The sequence below is a fragment of the Aquimarina macrocephali JAMB N27 genome (assembly GCF_000520995.1).
Classification (GTDB): domain Bacteria; phylum Bacteroidota; class Bacteroidia; order Flavobacteriales; family Flavobacteriaceae; genus Aquimarina; species Aquimarina macrocephali.
The window spans coordinates 1-22,234 of record NZ_JACA01000067.1 but is presented as its reverse complement, the minus strand read 5'-3'; the positions used below and the strand labels follow the sequence as shown (position 1 = coordinate 22,234).

Genomic DNA, 22,234 nt, shown 5'->3' with positions numbered 1-22,234 from the left:
TCTCTATTCTATGATGTTAAAGCGTATATTTCACCGATAGAATAAAATTTCTTCCTGCACCAGCAATACCAGAAGAATAAGGGCGGTATCGTTGATCGGTAATATTTTCTATAGATAATATACCTTTTATATTTTTGGTTACTTGATATTGTGTTCTAAGATTAAATGTATACCAAGAAGGAGAATACGGGTTCCCGTCTTGATCTTTGGCATATAAGAAGTCATTGTTTTGCTGAGAAGGTGCCAGATCTTCATAACCAAACTCTCCATTATACATTGCAAAAGCATCAATTGTAAATTTGGGTAAAATATAGCTCACCTGGGTAGTTCCAAACTGAGGTGAAACGTGTCTTGAAGAAGCAGTAGTACCATCATCAGATTCCTCTTCTCCTCCAACAAAAGTATACTTGGATGTTAGTTTAAAATTTTCAAGAAACTTGTATTCTAATCCAGCTTCAAAACCATATACTCTGGCATTTGCTGCATTCTGAATAGCTTGTACGTTACTTAGTTCTCCTCCAAAATCGATTTCTGTTTGCCCATTTAAATTATAGTCTCTTCGTATTAATGCATCTTCAAGATATGTATAATACGTCGACAGATCTATAGATAAGTTTCTATCAAAATTTAATTTTACTCCTATTTCACCATTATACGCATATTCAGATTTTATATCCGGATTAGGGACAACAACAGATCCTGGTTCTGAGTCAAAAATCTTACCAACATCATCAATATTGGGTGCTCTAAAGGCTGTGGATAAATTCAATTTCCATTGTATCATATTATTAGGAAACCAACTTAGTCCTGCTGTTCCCGTTACCGCCTCGGTATCAATATTTGCTTCTGTAAATGGGAAATCAAAAAACTTGTCATCAAATTCTGAATACAAGATGATTCTATTATATCGTAATCCACCTTGAAATCTTAGTTTTTCGCTTAACTTATGCTTTATACTTAGATATGCTGCTATAGACTGCCAGGTAGATCCATCTGGATATCTTGAGGGCGCGTCTTCAATAATATTCGTATTAATATTGCGTTCTGACCCATCAGAATATACTTGATTTAGCACATATTCCAACCCATAATATACAGTGGTCTTATCGTTAAATTTTCTTTCAAAATCCCAATTTAATGAGTAAGCATCTACTTGTTCCTGGGTTCTTTCTAAAATATCACTACCAAAATTACGATCGTTTCTACTTTCTTCAAAATATTGATATGCCGCAGTGATTTTCATTTTATCATATAGCTTACTTTTTGATTTATGCGATACTTGTAGGTTACCCATAAACCAAAGTTGTGGTCCATAAAACCACTCGGCGGATCTTAAATTTTCATCTCTCCTTCTGATCAAGCGATCGTAACGAGGAAAATCTGAAGTTTCTGTATAAATAAAACTCGCATTAAAATCCCATTTTTCGCTAGGCATAAAACGAATTTTCTGTAGCAAATTAACCTGATCATACCCTGTAAACACTTGTTTTTCAGGATCATAATTTTGCACAACAACATCTTCTCCGTTTATGGTTTCTACATACTCATTTCTCAAATAATCATCAGGGCCATGACTTCCCATTTTTAAATCGTCAAAATCTGTATAGCTTACACTTGTCAAAAATGCCCATTTCTCTAATCCAATATTAAAATCAACATGCCCAGTTTTTTCATTACTGGCACTGGCATATCTAATAAGTGCATTACCACTTAGTTTTTTCTTACTATTTACAGCGAACTTAGGTTGTGCTGTATAAAAATTCATCACCCCACCTACTGCATCACTTCCATAAACAACAGATCCTGGTCCTAATATCACCTCTGTTCTATCTACAGTAAAAGGGTCGACCGATATTACATTTTGCACATTTCCCCCTCTAAAAATTGCAGTATTCATTCGTACTCCATCCACAGTGAGCAATAATCGATTCGTAGAAAAACCTCTAATGATAGGACTACCTCCTCCCAGTTGACTTTTTTGAATAAAAACCTGTCCACTACTTTGTAAAAGATCAGCAGATGTTTGTGGCATAGACAATGCAATATCATTAGACGAAATACTTACTATTTTTTGTGTAATTTCTTTTTGTTCCTGCTCCCATTTTGATACCGAAATAACAACTTCTGAAAGCTGGTTTTCATCTGGTTTTAAATATATAGAAAGTGATTTTGGGATTTTAGATTTAACCATACTTATACCTAAATGCGAGACATGTGTAAAATACAAGATTTCGGTATCAGAAAACGCAGAAATATTGGCCACTCCATTAAAATCAGTAATAGTACTCTTAGATTTGATTTTATTGTAAATAGCTACATTAGGGATAGGTTGATTATTTGCTGTACTAAATATTGTAATTTTTTGAGCATTGCCGGGCAATACAAAAAACATAGTCAACAAAAGAAATATAAATACCCGCATTATCTTAATTAAAAATTTCGTTTAAAACAGAAAGTGATTTCGGCTTCTTAAAACCGTGCAAATGTAGTTCAAAATATACTAATAGCATAGCTAGAATATCACTTCGTGTATTCTTTGATAGTTTAATATCCATACTTGCCTCAAATGTTGTGCCTAAAAATTGTTTAAATAATTTTACCTGATCTCCACTTACACAATATACATTACTACTAGTAGATTGAAAAACGCCTTCCTGCATGTTAAAATAGTCTGATTCTGCATGAGGAGTATCTGGATAAAAGCCAAGGTATTGGGTAAGTTTGGTTAAAAATGTAATATGAAAATTACCAATAGTATCATGTACATCCAGCCACATTAAAGCGGTTTCAAGATATTCGAATAGATCTGTATTGGTTTCTTCTTCGTGGATAGAGTTCTTAAGTACTTCAGAAATAAAAAACACCAATGTGCCTTTTATGAAATCTGTATGTAACGACTTATAAATTGTTTTTATTTTAGCTTCTTTAATTCTCTCTAAAGAGCCTTTATCTCTATGAAAAGCTTGTATTTCTAATAAGGTAAGCGGTTGAAATAGTGATGCTCTGATTTTTCCTCGTTTAGATTTTAAAACTCCTTTTAGTAAATAAGAGCGTAGTCCACTTGTTTTTGTAAACAATGAAACAATCAAGTCTGCCTCACTATATCGTAAGGAATGTATTACTATTGCTGGTGAGTTGATCATCATTGTAAACCGAAAATAAATAAAAAAGCAATCTTATTTTTTCTTCTTTGGTGGATATTTGATTAGGGATTTTTCAATAATTTTCTGGAAAAAATCGGTACGTGTATCTGGCGAGGCATTAGGATGAAATCGTTTCTCGGCAATCGCCTGCCATACCATTTCATCTTTTTTCACATCAACAAAATCAATGGTAAGTTCCAGAAAAGTTTCTGGTCCGCCAATAGGAATAGACCCTCCAACACCAATACCAATGCCACCACTACCACCACCAACTCCTACTCCAATACTATTACGCGAAGGTGTTTTATTAATAATCGTCTTAAAATTTATATAAATATCAGGAGTTTCTGATTTGGTAAACCCTTTGCTTTGCATAACGGCTTCTGTTACCATCAATAATCGTTTTTGATCCAAATCATTAAGTCCAGAACTCATTTCTGGATAAAAAGCATAAGTCTTGTAAATTGAAAAATCCTGTTGCTCATCATAATCATAAACCGTATGTGTACTCCCACATGAGATTAATAATACTAAAAAAAAGAAAAGAGTTATATGCTTCATGAGAACCGATTTAAGAACTCGCCTTGAGTTTTTATAGGGAATTATAAAAATACATAACAAAATTATATATGCCTAAGTTCGGTACAAAGATCTAATATTTAAGAGTGTTAAATTATTTAGTTCTCCTAAATCAACAACAAAGCCGTTTGGATATTTCCAAACGGCTTTAATTTTATTTTAAGGAATCATTAAATACTTAGATTACCCCTTGCGCCAGCATAGCATCAGCTACTTTTACAAAACCGGCAATATTAGCTCCTTTTACATAATCTACATATCCATTATCATCACTACCATATTCGAGACAAGCAGAATGGATATCTTCCATAATTTGTTTTAGTTTATTATCTACTTCTTCACGAGTCCAGTTATAACGTAAAGAGTTTTGTGTCATTTCTAATCCAGATGTGGCTACACCTCCTGCGTTAGAAGCTTTTCCTGGAGCAAAGAAAATTTTGGCTTTATGGAAAGCTGAAATTGCTTCTGGTGTACTTGGCATATTAGCTCCTTCACTAACACAAACACATCCATTAGCAATTAATGTTTGTGCATCATCTCCATTTAATTCATTTTGAGTAGCACATGGTAACGCAATATCACATTTCACTCCCCATGGAGTTTGTCCTTTATGAAACTCTGCAGAAGTATACTTATCTGCATACTCGCTGATACGTCCTCTTCTTACATTCTTAAGTTCCATTACAAAAGCAAGTTTTTCTGCATCAATTCCATCTTTGTCATAAATGTATCCAGAGGAATCCGATAGTGTTACTACTTTTGCTCCTAGTTGTGTTGCTTTTTCTGCAGCATATTGTGCTACATTTCCTGAACCAGAAACTGTTACTATTTTTCCTTCAAAAGAACCTCCTTGGGTTTCAAGCATATTTTTTGCAAAATAAACAGTTCCATATCCAGTAGCTTCTGGGCGAATTAGAGATCCTCCCCAGGTAAGTCCTTTTCCGGTAAGAACACCAGTAAATTCATTACGCATTTTACGATACATCCCGAATAAGAATCCAATTTCACGACCTCCTACTCCTATATCTCCTGCAGGAACATCTGTATCAGGGCCAATATGTCTAAAAAGTTCACTCATAAAACTATGACAAAAACGCATAATTTCATCGTCAGATTTTCCTTTAGGATCAAAATCAGATCCTCCCTTACCACCTCCCATAGGAAGAGTAGTTAGACTATTTTTGAAAACCTGTTCAAAAGCCAAGAATTTCAAAATACTTATATTTACAGAAGGATGAAAACGTAATCCTCCTTTATATGGTCCTATTGCAGAATTCATTTGAATACGATATCCTCTATTCACATGAATCACTCCTTTATCATCTACCCATGGTACACGAAACATAATCGCTCTCTCTGGTTCAACCATTCTTAACAGGATATTCTTCCCGTTATAAATTTCTTTTGTAGCTATGTAAGGAATTACAGTTTCGGCAACTTCTTGTACCGCTTGTAAAAATTCAGGCTCATGTGTGTTACGAGCCTTTACCTCTTCCATGAATGCATCTATCTTTGCTTGCATATGTTAATTGAATTAATAGATTCTTATCTATAGGTTGAAATATCACGCCAAATATATGATATTCCTAAAAAAACAAGTTTATTTTTTTAATTTAATAATTAGGTTATCCAATAGCTTGTTCAAGATCCGCAATTAGATCGTTAATATCCTCTATTCCTACACTTAATCGAATCAAAGAATCGACTACTCCTGTTTTCTCACGTTCTTCTTTTGGTATTGAAGCATGTGTCATACTTGCCGGGTGCCCTGCAAGGCTTTCTACACCACCAAGAGATTCTGCTAAAGTGAAGAATTTTAGATTCTCTACGATTTTAATTGCACTATCATAATCACTTCCTTTTGTAACAAAAGAAATCATACCTCCAAAACCATCCATCTGTGCTTTGGCAATTTCATGATTAGGGTGATCTTCAAAACCTGGCCAGTATACTTTTTCTATTTTAGGGTGATTCTTCAAATACTTTGCAATGGCTTCTCCATTTTCACAGTGTCGTTGCATACGTATATGTAATGTCTTAATCCCTCTTAACACCAAAAAACTATCTTGCGGTCCACAAACAGCACCACTTGCATTCTGAATAAAGTAAAGTCGTTCTGCTAATGTTGAATCCTTTACAATTAATGCTCCCATAACCACATCGCTATGCCCTCCTAAATATTTGGTAGCGCTATGCATTACAATATCTGCACCAAGATCCAAAGGTCTTTGCAAGTATGGAGTAGCAAAAGTGTTATCTACAGCCAATAAAATATTATGTTTTTTTGATATTGCAGCTATTGCTTTAATATCAATAATATTCATCATAGGATTGGTTGGTGTCTCAACCCAAATTAATTTGGTGTTTTCATTTACATAATCCTCTACTTTATCTGCATTTTCCATCCCTATAAAGTGAAACTTGATTCCAAAATCTTCAAAGATTTTAGTAAACAAACGATAGGTTCCTCCATATAAATCGTTAGTAGAAACAACCTCATCACCAGGTTTCAATAATTTGATTACTGCGTCTATGGCAGCAAGTCCTGATCCGAAAGCAAGTCCAAATTTTCCGTTTTCGATACTAGCAAAAGAATCTTCTAATGCTTTTCTTGTAGGATTATGTGTTCTGCTATATTCAAAACCTTTATGTCCTCCCGGAGTGGTCTGAGCGTATGTAGATGTCTGATATATAGGAGGCATGACGGCACCATAAGCCGGATCGTGTTTCTGTCCTCCGTGAATTGTTTTAGTGTTAAATTTCATCTATTTATTAGTTTTTAACAAGAATAAATTAACTTGGTCGTTTTATGTTGAAAAACGGGACAAATGTATGATTTAATTCGTTCTAATCATATTTCGTCGAATACCTTTAGTAGATGATTAACACAAAAACTAACACCAAGTCAAAATTCATTCTTTTGCTACTAATTTTTTGGGGATTATATAGCTGTGACAATACAGAATCTTTCACTTTTGAAAAACAAAATTTTACAGTAGACACTCTTCTTGACTGCAAAAATGTGGATTGTGCTTCTTTAGAAATCAACGTATTAAAAATTGTTGATGATAACCCAGTAGCTGCCATTATTAATAAAGAAATAGAAAATACAGCCTGTTCTATTTTAAATATTGGTGAAAACGCATCAGAACCAAACCTTAAAGAAGCGATCTCTCAATTTAATAGTTCCTATCAAAATATTAGTGAAGAATTCCCAGAAGAAATCGTTCCTTATGAAGCTACTATTGATTGTGAACTTAGTTTTCAATGTCCAGGTTTAATCTCTGTCGTAATGGATTCTTATATATTTACTGGTGGTGCTCATGGAAATGGTACAGTTTCTTATATCAATATTGACACAAAAACAGGAAAGCAATTTTCTAATAAGTCATTATTTAAGAATTATAATGAATTTGAAGATTATGTAGAAAAAATCTTTAGAACACAACATGAAATCCCAGAAAAAGAATCGATTAATAGCACCGGTTTCTTTTTTGAAGATGATACGTTCAGTTTACCTTTAACTATAGGGTTTACGGATAAAGAAGTTATTCTCTACTACAATCAATATGAAATTAACTCCTATGCAGAAGGGCCTATAGAATTAAAATTGAACAAGGAAGAGGTTGCTTCGTTTTTTGCAGTTAAGATTTTTTGATAAAACAATTTATTTATAGGGAATCCAAACTTACTTAAATCGCTTTTCTAAGTGCCAAGATATATCCTAAATGAATTCCTTCGTGATAATTATTAAAATTCATCGCATCCTCAACAGATTTTAATACAAATCCGGTACTAGTCTCGTAGTCATTGTAATTTTTAAAGATATCATCGTTTACATCCTTTTCTGTTTTATCTAATGTTGTAAATAAAAGCTTCTTTATTTCTGATACTTCTTCTGCAGTAACTGGTCTTTCGGTCTTTGTTCCTTTTCGATACAAGTCTACCATTTCATTATCAATCATCATTGGTAATCCGCTCAATTTATACACCAATAATTGTTGAGTTACCATCACGTGCGCAATGTTCCATATTAGGTTATTTTTAAATCCTTCAGGCACTTCATTTAATTGATCTAAAGAATAGTTATCTAATATTTTTTCTAATATTTTTCGATTGACACGAGTAATTGTTATTGGATCTTGCATGGTACTTATCTGTTTATTTTATTGTTTTTCAAAAGTCATATTTCAACTATGCTCAGCATAGGTATAAAATTTGCCAATGATCGTATCGTTTAGCAACAACATAATCTTTGTGGCTCATTTCATAATTTTTAGCCAAAAATATGAGTTTTAATTGTGAAATGAATTTCCTTTGTGATGATTTTGACACTTAAAATAATCAACTGTGAAAAAAATATACCATTTGTCTACTTGCGATACTTGCAGACGTATTTTAAATGAATTAAATCCATCTTCGGATTTCATTTTGCAAGACATTAAAAACGAAACTATTACCACAGAGCAAATTGAAAAAATGTATGACTTAGCCGGAAGCTATGAGGCTTTATTTAGTAAAAGAGCACGGTTATACAAAGAGCGGGATCTTAAAAATCAGGATTTATCTGAAGAAGATTATAAAAAATTAATCTTAGAGCATTATACTTTCTTAAAACGACCAGTAATTATTGTTAATGACAAAATCTTTATCGGAAACAGTAAAAAAGTGGTAGAAGAGGCAACTATTACTATTAATGGATAAAAGAACGGCTGCATTACTCGCCGCATTTGGTGCCAGTTTGATATATGGCATAAATCATACTGTGGCAAAAGGTGTAATGCCTACCTACATCAAACCATTTGGATTTATTTTATTGCGAGTAGTTGGTGCTGCATTATTATTCTGGCTTGCATCTATATGGGCTCCAAAACAAAAAATAGAGCGCAATGACTGGCCAAGGGTAATTGCTTGTACTATTTTTGGAATGGTGATCAATATGCTTATGTTTTTTAAAGGATTGCAATTATCGACACCTATCAATAGCTCTGTAATGATCACCATCTCTCCAATTTTGGTGTTTATTTTATCTGCTTTTTTTATAAAAGAAAAAATTACTTTTTTAAGAACTATTGGTATTTTACTAGGTTTTTCGGGAGCACTGGGTCTTATTCTTTTTGGTTCAGAAATCCGTCAGGATGCTCCAAATATCCCATTAGGAAATGCTTTATTCGTTATCAATGCAGCTTCATATGCTATTTACCTAATATTGGTAAAACCTTTAACCACTAAGTATCATTCTATTACTTTAATGAAGTGGTTTTTCTTACTTGGTGTTATTATTAATTTTCCGATTACCATTTCAGAATTTAGTGAAGTAGAATGGTTCTCGCTACCTTATGAGGTAATATGGAAAATGATTTTTGTGGTCATAGCAACTACATTTTTAACCTATTTGTTAAATATATTTGCGCTAAGGCATTTAAGAGCTTCAACAATTGCAGCATTTATATATCTACAGCCTCTTCTGGCTATTAGTTTTGCCATGTTAATGGGTGCAGATTCGCTAAATCCAGTCAAAATAATATCTGCAGTACTAGTTTTTTTGGGAGTATACCTGGTTACTAAATCTCCTAAAAAAATAGCCTCTTAAACTTGTTCTAAGTCTACCGGAGTTTTAGCAAATTTTCTTGTATCTTCTTTGGTAAGCACCTTAAAATCTTCTGGTCGCTCTACTCTGTCTAACAATTGATGTATTTCATCTGGAAGAGCAATCAATTTTCGGGTATTCAAATCCATCCAGGCACCCATCATTTCACATTGTGCAAAATTTCGCCCTTTATAATCATAATATTTATGTCTGAACTCAAAAAATTTTCCATCTTCACTTAATCCCGAAATTTCTAAAGAGACTTTCACCGGTCTACCATAAAACACTTCTTTAAAGTAATAAATATGTTCATAAAACACAACAGGACCAATATTAAACTTACTCAAAAGACGTTGATCAAAACCCTTTTCTGTTAAAAAAGACATTCGGGTATGTGCTGCAAATTCTATATATGCTTTATTCGCCAAATGACGATTTGCATCAATATCATTCCATCTAATTTCAAAATCTTTTAAATACATAATGTCTGTTTTTTTGATCAACAAAAGTACAAAATAACTTATTATGCACGCATAGCAGAGTGTTATTAAATATGTATATTTGATAATGCACATAAAACAAAAAATATCTAAGACCAGATATTATTTTCGGGATTTTAGTGAAATAGGCTTTAAAAACCTGTGTGGTCTTCTTGTTTTAAAACAAACTCATAATGTATATTAAACGAAATATTAGTTGGGGGATTATCCTTCGATACGCCTGGAAAAATATTATTTTCTTCACCATATATACTACGGTTATTTTTTCATTATATCATTTTTTAGATTGGAAATTTATTGATATCCCTTTTCAACCTCTTACCGTAATTGGTATTGCCGTTGCATTTTATATTGGTTTTAAAAACAGCCAAAGTTATGATCGGTTTTGGGAGGCTCGTAAAATCTGGGGTGGTATCGTAAACTATTCCAGAACCTGGACCAATCAGATATTATGTTTGGTACAGGATGATCAAAAAACCAAGCAGGTATTGATTTATAGACATATTGCCTGGATCAATGCCTTAAGAATTCAACTCAGACAACCTAATTCTTTTTCTTTAAAAGAAAATAGAGCTATAGAAAAACTCTTTAAAAAACATGGCGAACAAAAACCAGCTTGCGATGCTACAACTAAATTTGTATCTGATCAAGAATATCAAGATCTACTAAAACGGAAGAACCCTGCTACTCATTTAGTTAAAAATCAAGGACTTCATCTTAAACAACTTCTGGATCAAGGTAAAATTACAGAGTTTGACAAACAGCTTTTTCATAATATACTGGAAGAGTTATATAATCTTCAAGGTAAGTGTGAACGTATTAAGAATACTCCTTTCCCAAGACAATACGCATATTTTAGTACATTGTTTACATGGATATTTATTCTTTTATTACCTTTTGGATTACTTAATGTTTTTGAAAACAAACTAAATGAAATGACAAATGGTATAGAACAATGGTTTGTCTTTTTAATGATACCACTCTCTATTTTAATAAGTTGGGTTTTCTTTACAATGGAAAAAATTGGAAGTAACAGTGAAGATCCTTTTGAAGGACGAATTAATGATGTGCCAATGACTGCATTATGTAAAACTATTGAAATTGACCTGCGCGACATGCTTGACGAAAAAAATCTTCCAGAAAAAGAACAACCAAAAGATAATATATTATACTAATGCCGTTAATTGAATCTAAGTATATTCCTCCGTTTTTATTTAGAAATGGTCATATGTCTACCATATACCCTAATCTACTTCGTAAAGTAAAAGGAGTATCACAAAAAAGAGAACGTGTAGAGCTTGATGATGGAGATTTTATTGATCTTGATTGGAGTTACAGTGCAGCACCAAACTCAAAAAAACTGACGGTCATCATTCATGGATTAGAAGGTAATGGACAACGCCAATATATGCTAGGATTAGCAAGACACCTAAATCATAATGGCTGGGATTCTGCAGCAATAAATCTTAGAAATTGTAGTGGTGAAGTAAACCGTCTTTATAGATCTTATAACGCGGGAGCCAGTGAAGATTTGGATCGTATTATCAAGCATATACTTACGACATATGCCTATACAAACATATCAATATGTGGATTTAGTTTAGGAGGTAATATTATGTTAAAATACCTCGGAGAAGGTCGTTCTTTAGCCTCAGAGATAAAAACTGCCGCGGCTATTTCGGTTCCCTGTGATCTATATGATTCGTTATCAGAAATAAATAAACCGAAGAATTACGTCTATCAACAACGTTTTATAAACCATCTAAAAGCCAAATTGTATGATCGGCAAATTCAATTTTCTGATACTTTAACTACATCAGATATTAGAGCTTGCAAATCTCTTATGGACATTGATAATTTATATACCAGTAAGGCCCATGGGTATGAAAATGCTATGGAGTATTATTCTAAATGTAGCTCCAGGCAATTTCTGAAACATATCGAAGTTCCCTCCCTTATCCTTAATGCCAAAAATGATTCTTTCCTGGGAGATCTTTGTTATCCTTTTGATGAAGCCAAGAAAAATCCCAATTTATTTCTTGAAACCCCAGATTATGGAGGTCATGTAGGTTTTTATCTTCCTAATAAAGTGTATTATAATGAATTGCGAACATTGAATTTTTTTGAGCAATCCAATTAACACTAAATAAAGAAAGATTTTTCTTGCAACACAGTTGCATTATAGTGGTCTTAATGTTTTGTACAGTAATTTTATTTCTCTTCATCGAAAAACTTTTTTTTATCAAAAAGATTTGATGAGCTTTGATCATGATTCTTCGATTTTTGAAGGAAATTTAACTAACTTAAACTCAACTCAACATGAAACCAAATCAAAAACCTACCTCCTCTCGGTATTAGCAAATAAGATTTAAAAAATTATAATCTTAGTATACTACTAGTTTTTCTCTACTTCAAAGAATCCCGAAAAACTAATTAACCTTATAAAAAACTTTCTATTATTCTATTAATAATATATGGAATAGTAATGATTGATTACCCTTATGGATCTATGAACTTCTAGTTCATTAAGTTTAATAAACCAATTTTTTTAACATAAACTCAAACACAAAAAATGAAAAAACCATTTATCATTTTAGCCGCGCTTATTTGCTATATTGGGCATTCCCAATATAACTCAAGCGCCCCCTGGATGCAGGATTTAAATCAAAGCAAGAATTCTTCAGGAGTCAACACCTCTGTAAAATTTCAAAAGATCACTAATGCATTTACCACCTATTGGACAGACAAAAACCATAAGGAAAAAGGTAGTGGATATAAGCCCTTTAAGAGATGGCAGGAATACTGGAAAAATTCTTTATTACCAGATGGTACTATACCAACTCCCGAACACTTATGGAAAGCCTGGGAAGAAAAGAACAATATGGCCTCTTCTTCTACAAAGGCAGCTGCAAGCTGGCTTCCTATGGGGCCATTTGATCATGAAGTAACAGGTTCATGGTCTCCAGGACAAGGACGAGTAAATGTTGTTATTGTAGATCCTAATAACCCTAATACATTTTATATTGGAGCTCCAGCAGGAGGAATATGGAAATCTACAGACAAAGGTGCAAATTGGACCTCTTTGTCAGATGACCTTCCTCAAATTGGTGTTTCTGGTATAGCTATCGATCCTAATAATTCGAATATTGTTTATATTTCTACTGGAGATGATGATGCCAATGATTCGTACAGTATTGGGATTCTTAAATCTACTGATGGAGGAAATACCTGGGCAAAAACAGGCCTAGAATTTTTAAATTCACAAACCTCGAGTAACGATATTTATATCGATCCCAATAACTCGAATACATTATGGGTAGCAACTAGTCAAGGAGTTTACAAAACCACTAACGCAGGAGTTGCATGGACTAAAACATTGAATGCAGACGTAAAGGATATTAAACTCAAACCAGGTGATTCTAATGTAATTTATGCAACTACAAAAGATTCTTTTTATAAATCAACAAATGGAGGAACCAGCTTTACAAAAATACAAAGTGGACTACCATCAAGTTCAGGAAGGTTGGTCATCGAAGTTACCCCTGCCAATCCTAGCTATGTCTATGTTTTAAGTGCCAAAACCAGAAGTGCAAGTTATGCTTTTCAAGGTTTATATCGCTCAACTGATAGTGGAAATAGCTTTACAAAAACCCAAGAAACTACTAATATATTACAATCAGGTCAAGCTTGGTATGATTTAGCACTAACAGTTTCAGATACAGATGCCAATACCATTTTTGTAGGATGTCTTAATATATGGAAATCTACTGATGGAGGAAATAACTTCTCAGCAATCAATAGTTGGTCAAACCCTCAACAAGCTTCATACACCCATGCAGATATTCACTTTTTACGTTATTATAATGGAAAGTTAATGTGTGGTAGTGATGGAGGAGTATACTTATCAGAAAATGATGGTGGGAGCTTTACAGATTTAACCAAAGGATTACAGATAGGTCAGTTTTACAGAATATCAGTAGCAGAAAATAGTAGTTCTAACAACCTTGTGGGAGGACTTCAGGATAATGGAGGATATGCACGTAATGGAGACACATGGAACAATTATTTTGGCGCAGACGGAATGGATTGTGCAGTAAGTGGAACAAACCCTAATACGTATTATGGGTTTATACAAGGAGGAGGATCTCTTTATAAAACTACCAATAGAGGAACAACACAAACTCGAGTAACCGATGGACCTGAATCAGGAAATTGGGTTACTCCTCTGGTTTCTGATAAAGATGGAAATGTTTATGCAGGGTATTCTAGATTTTATAAACTTAATAATAATAATTTCCAGAGACTTTCTAACTTCAATTTTGGTGGCAAGTTAGATCAAATCGAAGTAGACCCGTCTAATACAAACAATATTTATGTTTCTCGTGAAAATAATTTATATAAAAGTACTGACAAAGGAGTAAACTGGACAAAAATCCATACTTCTACCACAAATATTACTTCTATAGAAGTGCATAATGATAATACTAATATCATTTATATATCTACCAACGGTTATTCTTCATCAGGGGTTTCTAACGGAGTTTTTAAATCTACTGATCAGGGATCAAATTTTTCTAACATATCAGGTAATTTGCCAAGTGAAGCCAAAAATGTAGTCCGACACCAAAAAGGTACCGAAACTATTTATGTAGGTACTTATTTAGGGGTATATTATAAGCAAGGAAATAACAATTGGGAAAATTATTCTGAAAATTTACCTAATGTTTCTGTACGAGACTTAGAAGTCAATTATTCAGATCAAGTATTATTAGCAGGTACTTATGGAAGAGGTGTTTGGAAAGTCCCTCTTGCAGGATCATCAACTGCAGATACACAAGCTCCTTCCACTCCTTCAAATTTAACAGCGTCTAATGTAACACAAAATACAATTGATCTTTCTTGGGTTGCTTCTACGGATAATGTTGGAGTTACCGGGTATGATATATATCAAGGCAATACTGTTATTGGCACAATAACTACTACTACATATCAGGCTATAGGGTTAACAGCAAATACAGCATATTCTTTTAAAATAAAAGCTAAAGATGCAGCAGGAAACGAATCGGCAGCCAGTAACACTTTAAATGTAACTACTGCAGGAGCATCTTCAACTTATGATGTAAAACTGCGTATTACTTTTGATAACTACCCTGAAGAAACTAGTTGGGAAATCAAAAATGCTAACAGTCAGGTAGTACATTCTGGAGGAACATATCCATCGCAACCTGATGGTTCTACCCTTAATATAACCAAAACTCTGGATTCAGGGTGTTATACTTTAGTATTTAAAGATTCATATGGTGATGGAATTTGCTGTAGTTATGGTAACGGTTCTTACGAACTAACCAATAGTGCCTCTGGTACAGTGCTGGCTTCTGGCGGATCATTTACTTCTGAGGATACTAAAAACTTTTGTGTAGGAAATGCTGTAATGCATAACTTTAATAGAGATATGAAAACAGATATAGAAAGCTCTGACATTGTTATTCACCCAGTTCCTGCAAAAGATTTCATTATAATCAGAATGAATAATTTTAATGGTTCTACATACAGAATCGTTAATAAAGCGGGCCAAATAGTAAGAAATGGTAAAATGTCTGAAAATAGAATAGAACTGAACAATTTACCATCTGGAATGTATTTTGTGTCGGTTAAATCAGATACTAAAACCATAACCAAAAAGCTTATCATTAAGCAATAATATACATTCAGTATTTTTTTTAAAAACCCCGAAACAGTTTGTTTTGGGGTTTTTCTATTTACAGCAATAGTAGCTTTTAAGGCAACGAATTCAAAATAAAAAAAACGTAATCATATACCTTTCTTTTGTAAAAAAAACATCACAATACTATGCACATATATTAATTTATTATAAACATGTTTTATAAACCCATTGTGCATTTCATTTTGAAATAATAAAAGCTGTACCAACTATTAAATAAAAACAAAGTGAAGTAACCACAATAAGTTAACCAGGGAATAAAAGAAAGTTTTTTCTTGCAACATAGTTGCATTATTATAACCATAATGTTTTATACAGTAATTTTCTTTCTTTTCATCGAAAAACTTTTTTTTATTAAGAATAATTTAAGAAATTCGAATGTTTTCTTTGAATTCTTCAAAAAAACAACAATAACACTAACTCAAACTCAATAACAATGAAAAAAAGCTACAAAAGCCTTATTTCGTTGAGGGGCTTTAATGGGCAAGTGTCACCAAAATTAAATATCGTTATTATTTCTTCAATGATATTTTTATCTGGTGGACTTTTCGCTCAGAATCCTTCACAAAAGGCAAAGATCGCTCAACAAAGTAATCTGGTAAAATTAAATCAATTACAGACCGAATCAGCAAGTAAAGCTGCATTACAAAAGAAAGAAGCTATAGCAGCTGCCAAAAGAAATGGATGGCAGGTCAAAATGACAAATGCTAACGGAAGCTTTTCTGAACTACAAAGATTAGCAAAAGATGGTACTCCTCTCTATTATACTACATTTAATGCAGATGCTGCAAAGTCTACTCGAGCAAATCATTTAAACTCAGGAGGTTCTTTAGGCCTAAATCTAGACGGGCAAAATATGACTGCTTATGTATGGGATGGTGGAGCAACAAGACCTACTCACCAGGAATTTGATGGCACAGGAGGAAATAACAGAGTTACTATTAGTGATGGTGTTACAACTCTTAATGGTAATAGTTTTCATGCTCAACATGTTACAGGAACGATAGTTGCCTCTGGGGTACAAGCCAATGCAAAAGGAATGGCTTCTCAAGCAAAAGCTAAAACACATGATTGGAATAATGATGCTTCTGAAGCAACTACAGCTGCCGCAAACGGTATGCTTTTATCCAATCATTCTTATGGTTTTAGAGCCAGTGCAGTTCCTGATCAGTATTTTGGAGCATATATAGATGAATCCAGAACATGGGATGAAATCATGTATAACGCACCTTTCTATCTTATGGTAGTAGCTGCAGGGAATGATGGAAACGACAATAGCTCTAATGCTCAACCATTAGACGGAAACTCTTCTTATGATAAATTAACAGGGCATTCTACTTCAAAAAACAATCTTGTGGTTGCTAATGCACAGGATGCCAATGTTAGTAATGATGGTACACTAAATAGTGTTACTATTAATAGTGGAAGTAGTGAAGGTCCTACTGATGACTATAGAATTAAACCAGATATTACTGGTAATGGTACAGGTGTATATTCTACTTATGACAATAGTGACACAGCATACAACAGTATCTCTGGTACTTCAATGGCATCGCCTAATGTAACAGGTACACTTTTACTACTACAACAACATTACAATAGTAATAATGGAAACTTCATGAAAGCTGCAACCTTAAAAGGGTTAGCGCTTCATACTGCCGATGATATTGGTCCTTCTGGTCCTGATGCAGTACATGGATGGGGATTATTAAACGCTAAAGTTGCTGCAGAAGCAATTACCAATAAAGGAACTGCTTCAAAAATAGAAGAACTAACACTTACAAGTGGTCAAACGTATACTGTAACTGTTGACTCAGATGGCACAAGCCCTTTATTAGCTTCTATTTCCTGGACAGACAGAGCAGGAACTGCTGTAACTGCAACAAATTCTAATACAGCTGTACTAGTAAATGACTTAGATATAAGAGTTACAAAAGGCTCTACTACATCTAACCCATATAAGCTTACTGGTGTAAATACAAATAGTACCGGCGACAATACTGTGGATCCTTTTGAAAGAGTGGATATCGCTAATGCTTCTGGAACATACACAATTACAGTTACTCATAAAGGAACATTAACAGGAGGGAGTCAAAATTTCTCTCTTATTGTTACTGGGTTAACAGGAACAACTACAGTATGTACTGCAACTGTACCTACAGGAGTATCTTCTTCTGCCGTGGGATCCGATACAGCTACTATTGGTTGGACTGCAGTAGCAGGTGCAACTTATGATGTAAGATACAGACAAACAGGAACAACAAACTGGACAACTTCTGCAGAAAATGGAACCTCTAAAGTCATTTCTGGATTAAACCCATCTACGGCTTATGAAGTACAAGTAAGAAGTAAGTGTGCTGATGGAACTACTTCTAATTATAGTGCTTCTGTAAACTTTACAACTACAGATGTACAACTTAACTACTGTGACTCTAATGGGCAAAGTGTAAATGACGAATATATCAGTAATGTAAAATTAGGAACCATCGATAAAACATCCACAGGAGGAAGTGGTGGATACAACGATTTTACTGCTGAATCTACTAACCTATCTAAAGGTAGTGCCAATACCATTACCATTACTCCTACTTGGACCGGAACTAAATATAATGAAGGATACTCTGTATGGATCGATTATAATCAAGATGGAGATTTTGCCGATACAGGAGAACAAGTATGGACCAATGCGGCTTCACAAACAACTCCGGTAAGTGGTAGCTTTACTGTACCTGCAAGTGCAAAAGATGGAAGTACAAGAATGAGAGTATCTATGAAGTACAATGGAATACCAACTCCTTGTGAATCTTTCTCTTATGGTGAAGTAGAAGATTACACCGTAGCCATAGGAGGATCCGGTACAGATACTCAAGCTCCTTCTGCTCCAGCAGGATTAACAGCTTCTAATGTTGCTCAAACTACATTAACCTTATCCTGGAATACTGCTACTGATAATGTAGGAGTTACAGGATATGATGTATATCAAGGAGCTACTAATCTTGGATCGGTAACTGCAACAACAAGAAATATTACCGGATTAACTGCCAACACGGCATACCAGTTTACTGTAAAAGCTAAAGATGCAGCAGGAAACGAATCTGCAGCAAGTAATACTTTAAATGTAACTACTGCTGGAACGTCTTCTACTTATGATGTAAAACTGCGTATTACTTTTGATAATTATCCTGAAGAAACCAGTTGGGAAATCAAAGATGCGAATAATCAAGTAGTACACTCGGGAGGAACTTATCCTTCTCAGCCTGATGGGTCAACTCTTAATATAACCAAAACTCTTGATGCCGGATGTTATACTTTAGTATTCAAAGATTCTTATGGTGATGGAATTTGCTGTAGCTACGGTAACGGTTCCTATGAACTAACCAATAGCACTTCTGGCGCTGTACTAGCTTCTGGTGCATCGTTTACTTCTGAAGATACTAAAAACTTTTGTGTAGGAAATGCACAATTAAATAATATCAACAGTGATGACACCATAACAACGGATTTGAAAAATTCTAAATTTGTGATCTCTCCTGTTCCTGCAAAAGACTTTATCACGATTCAAATGAACAATGCTAAGGATTCAAATTATAGAATCATTAATCATATTGGTCAGACGGTAAGAAACGGTAAAGTATCTGAAAACAGAGTAGAATTAGGTGGTTTGCCAGATGGAATGTATTTCTTTTCGGTTATATCGAATGATAAAACACTAACCAAAAAGTTTATTATCAAGCAATAACATAAATTCAATATTATTTAAAAACCCCGAAACAAATTGTTTCGGGGTTTTTCTATTTACAATAGTTGTAAATCTATATGTTTGAATAAAACACATATACTCGCCTGCCATATCTAATGACTTTTAAAGCAATGAGTCCATAATTATATGTTTTATTATAGAAGAAAAGGGTCATAATGCTATGCATACACAGCAATTTAATGTAATAAAACATGTTTTATTAAGATTAATCTATATATTCGCCCCTCAAAATAACTTCACACTCATTTTTTACACATCATTTTAAACATTTAGGCTGTATTCTAAAGTATAATTTAGGTAGAGATTTTTTATCTGCTGACTAGTAATTATATTAAGGGAAATTCGTCGGATTGATCCGTCTTGTACCGATATAATTCGAATGTGTTGGGGGACACAATAGAAGTATAATTACTGAACGGCCCTCTCCTTTTTTGGAGAGGGTTTTTTTATTAAAAAATTACCTCTCAAGACTTATCTCAGTCTTTTATGGATAATGCCAAGTGATCTCTCTTTCTTATCAAGAAACAATAACCAACTCAATATCAAGTATAAAAAATCCAGAAACATGTTTTGAGTTGTCTTAAAACACGTTTCTGGACCTATACAGGTTGATTAATGGAGCCTTTTTAAGTAGTTTTCCAAATTATAAACTTAACACACAAATCAACTTATGAAAAAAAATTTCAATGTACTTGTTTTAACGTTTGTCCTTATTTTGTAATGATTGCCAATAAAATTTTTGATAACAAAAATTCATTTTTTTTAAAAAACCCATAAAAAAAGAAAAAGTAAAGAAATCACATTTAAGTTCTCAAAGACAAACACTTACAATACAAAATATATAGTAATTTTTGAGTATATATGATTTATTAAAATTATATTTATAGTATATTAACCATGCACAAAACTCAAACTTCGTCATAATGAAAGATTCTAACAAAAATGCTTTCTCTCGACTGGCATTTAGTTTAACTTTTTCTCATCTAATACTACAGAAGAAAAAGAAAAACATTAAACCATCAAGAAAACAACTAATTCTTAGTTCTAATATTCCTATAGCCATTAAAAATTATCAGGATATTTCTACCTGTTCCTAAGAATTAATTACGCTTTTTTCTACACTTCCGACTAATAAATATGAAGAATGTTTCATCATTCATTCATTCTATTTTCTTCATATATAACATATAGAAAATAACAAAAACTAACTCTTAAACACACAAACAATGAAAACAAACACTAATTCTTTAAAATCCTATATCCCATGGATATGCACTATTTTTTTTCTATGCAATATGTTTATACTACAAGCACAAGAAAAATATTATCGAGTTGTTTTTGACACAGACAAAGAACAATTAGAAGCTCTGCAAGCAAAAGGACTCGAAGCTGATCATTTTCATTATGAAAATGGAAAAGTTATTGCTGAAATTTCTCATAGTGATCTTAAATTACTCAGAAGAAACAACGTTAAATACAAAATCAAAATTCGTAATCTCTCTAAAAGAATTCCCAGAATAAATAAGAGGGCAGATAGAAGTAATGCTCGTAAAACCAGTCAAAATAATATCCAACAAGTACCTTCTCCCAGTAATTTTGCATTAGGAAGTATGGGAGGTTTTCATACTCATGATGAAGCTATAGCTGCTTTGGATAAAATGAGGCAACTGTACCCTCAACTCATCACTGCTAAATCATCTATCGGTACAACAATTCAAGGCAGGTCAATTTATATGGTTAAAATAAGTGATAATGCAGATACCGATGAAAACGAAGATGAAATGCTTTATACTTCTATACATCACGCCAGAGAACCGGTAGGACTCTCACAAAATCTTTTTTATATGTGGTATCTGTTAGAGAATTATAACTCTGACCCAGAAATCAAAATATTAGTAGACAATACTGAGTTGTATTTTATTCCTATTATTAACCCTGATGGATACATCCACAATCAACAAACCAACCCAAATGGAGGAGGATATTGGAGAAAGAACAGACGAAACAATGGAGGATCATATGGTGTTGATTTAAATCGTAATTACGGCTATCAATGGGCTGCTCCTGGAGGGTCTTCTTCTACCCCCAGCAGTGACTCGTATCATGGTACTTCTAAATTTTCTGAACCTGAGACCCAGGCGATGAGAGATTTTACGAATCAACATAATTTTGTAGCTGCACTTAATTATCACTCTTTTAGCAACCTTTTGATTCATCCATGGGGATATAAGGCAAATACATTTACTCCTGACCAAAGTACGTTTGTGAAAATATGTACATATATGACAGAAGAAAATTCATATACATACGGTACTCCTAATCAAACAGTAGGATATACAGCGGGAGGAAGCTCTGATGATTGGATGTATGGAGAACAAAGTTCTAAACCCAAGGTTTTTGCTATGACTCCCGAAGTAGGATCTTCAAATGATGGATTCTGGCCGGCTTCCAGTAGAATTATTCCTTTATGTAATGAGGTATACCCTTTTAACATTAAGATAATGAGAATGGCAGCCAAATATGCAAAAGTAACACCTGATAATGTAAATCAAACAATTACGAATACATCAGGAACAGTAGCCTATTCTATTAAACGTTTTAGCCTTAACCAAGCTAACTGGACCGTTAGTTTATCCTCAAATTCTTCGCATATAAGCTCTCTTGGGCAACCAAAACAATATGGTAGTATCACACTTTTAGGAACTGATAATGGAGCTATTGATTTTCAGTTAAAATCAACCACCCCTACAGGAACTCAAATCCCTATAACACTTACTATAAATAATGGTAGCTGGGAGTACACTACAAATGTTACTATTACCTATAATGGTGGTTCTACTACTTGTACTGCAACTGTACCTACAGGAGTGTCTTCTTCTGCCGTGGGATCTAACACAGCTACTATTGGTTGGACTGCAGTAGCTGGTGCAACTTATGATC

Annotated in this window: 16 protein-coding genes; 9 read left to right on the top strand and 7 right to left on the bottom strand. The window is 33.6% G+C overall.

The annotated features are described in order from the left end of the window. Positions 1-16: 16 nt before the first annotated feature. The 5 genes from Z054_RS0126150 to Z054_RS0126130 all read right to left on the bottom strand — a co-directional run bounded on the left by Z054_RS0126150 (position 17) and on the right by Z054_RS0126130 (position 6,487). On the bottom strand, positions 17-2,392 hold the full coding sequence (locus Z054_RS0126150) for a TonB-dependent receptor (RefSeq protein WP_241461462.1): 2,376 nt from the start codon (positions 2,390-2,392) through the stop codon (positions 17-19). Between the two features lie 34 nt (positions 2,393-2,426). Next, positions 2,427-3,146 carry a DNA repair protein RecO gene (gene recO / locus Z054_RS0126145; protein ID WP_024772948.1) on the bottom strand — a complete coding sequence of 240 codons (720 nt, stop codon included), beginning with the start codon at positions 3,144-3,146 and terminating at the stop codon, positions 2,427-2,429. Between the two features lie 30 nt (positions 3,147-3,176). Further along, positions 3,177-3,704 (bottom strand): DUF4136 domain-containing protein, encoded by a 528-nt coding sequence (locus Z054_RS0126140; protein WP_024772947.1) that lies wholly within the window; start codon positions 3,702-3,704, stop codon positions 3,177-3,179. A 196-nt stretch (positions 3,705-3,900) separates the two neighbouring features. Further along, on the bottom strand, positions 3,901-5,244 hold the full coding sequence (gene gdhA, locus Z054_RS0126135) for an NADP-specific glutamate dehydrogenase (protein WP_024772946.1): 1,344 nt from the start codon (positions 5,242-5,244) through the stop codon (positions 3,901-3,903). A 103-nt stretch (positions 5,245-5,347) separates the two neighbouring features. Next, positions 5,348-6,487 (bottom strand): cystathionine gamma-synthase, encoded by a 1,140-nt coding sequence (locus tag Z054_RS0126130; protein ID WP_024772945.1) that lies wholly within the window; start codon positions 6,485-6,487, stop codon positions 5,348-5,350. Between the two features lie 155 nt (positions 6,488-6,642). On the opposite strand from Z054_RS0126130, the gene Z054_RS0126125 reads away from it, so the two are divergent. Continuing rightward, positions 6,643-7,380, top strand: a complete 738-nt coding sequence (locus Z054_RS0126125; RefSeq protein ID WP_161635347.1) for a DUF3298 and DUF4163 domain-containing protein — start codon at positions 6,643-6,645, stop codon at positions 7,378-7,380. A 34-nt stretch (positions 7,381-7,414) separates the two neighbouring features. On the opposite strand, the gene Z054_RS0126120 is transcribed toward Z054_RS0126125, so the two are convergent. Continuing rightward, positions 7,415-7,870, bottom strand: coding sequence for a DinB family protein (locus Z054_RS0126120; RefSeq protein ID WP_024772943.1), 456 nt, complete (start codon positions 7,868-7,870; stop codon positions 7,415-7,417). A gap of 202 nt (positions 7,871-8,072) precedes the next feature. Between Z054_RS0126120 and Z054_RS0126115 the strand changes: the two genes are divergently transcribed. Next, a complete protein-coding gene (locus Z054_RS0126115; protein WP_024772942.1) occupies positions 8,073-8,426 on the top strand; it encodes an arsenate reductase family protein in 354 nt (117 codons plus the stop codon). Continuing rightward, positions 8,419-9,315: a DMT family transporter gene (locus Z054_RS0126110; RefSeq protein WP_024772941.1), complete on the top strand. Its 897-nt coding sequence runs from the start codon at positions 8,419-8,421 to the stop codon at positions 9,313-9,315. Before Z054_RS0126115 ends, Z054_RS0126110 begins: the two co-directional genes overlap by 8 nt. Here Z054_RS0126110 and Z054_RS0126105 read toward each other — a convergent pair. Then, on the bottom strand, positions 9,312-9,794 hold the full coding sequence (locus Z054_RS0126105) for an acyl-CoA thioesterase (RefSeq protein ID WP_024772940.1): 483 nt from the start codon (positions 9,792-9,794) through the stop codon (positions 9,312-9,314). The two genes, Z054_RS0126110 and Z054_RS0126105, sit on opposite strands and share 4 nt — an antisense overlap. Positions 9,795-9,985: 191 nt before the next feature. On the opposite strand from Z054_RS0126105, the gene Z054_RS0126100 reads away from it, so the two are divergent. The 6 genes from Z054_RS0126100 to Z054_RS0126075 form a co-directional block, all read left to right on the top strand. Next, positions 9,986-10,987: a bestrophin family protein gene (locus Z054_RS0126100; RefSeq protein ID WP_024772939.1), complete on the top strand. Its 1,002-nt coding sequence runs from the start codon at positions 9,986-9,988 to the stop codon at positions 10,985-10,987. Further along, positions 10,987-11,952 (top strand): YheT family hydrolase, encoded by a 966-nt coding sequence (locus Z054_RS0126095; RefSeq protein ID WP_024772938.1) that lies wholly within the window; start codon positions 10,987-10,989, stop codon positions 11,950-11,952. Before Z054_RS0126100 ends, Z054_RS0126095 begins: the two co-directional genes overlap by 1 nt. Before the next feature lie 432 nt (positions 11,953-12,384). Continuing rightward, positions 12,385-15,513 carry a VPS10 domain-containing protein gene (locus Z054_RS29365; RefSeq protein ID WP_024772937.1) on the top strand — a complete coding sequence of 1,043 codons (3,129 nt, stop codon included), beginning with the start codon at positions 12,385-12,387 and terminating at the stop codon, positions 15,511-15,513. 457 nt (positions 15,514-15,970) lie between these two features. Beyond that, a complete protein-coding gene (locus Z054_RS0126085) occupies positions 15,971-19,273 on the top strand; it encodes a GEVED domain-containing protein (RefSeq protein ID WP_241461461.1) in 3,303 nt (1,100 codons plus the stop codon). A gap of 944 nt (positions 19,274-20,217) precedes the next feature. Further along, positions 20,218-20,391, top strand: coding sequence for a hypothetical protein (locus Z054_RS31955; protein ID WP_161635346.1), 174 nt, complete (start codon positions 20,218-20,220; stop codon positions 20,389-20,391). Positions 20,392-20,520: 129 nt separating this feature from the next. Beyond that, positions 20,521-22,234: M14 family metallopeptidase (locus Z054_RS0126075; protein WP_035093657.1), on the top strand; the 1,714-nt coding region annotated here is incomplete at its 3' end.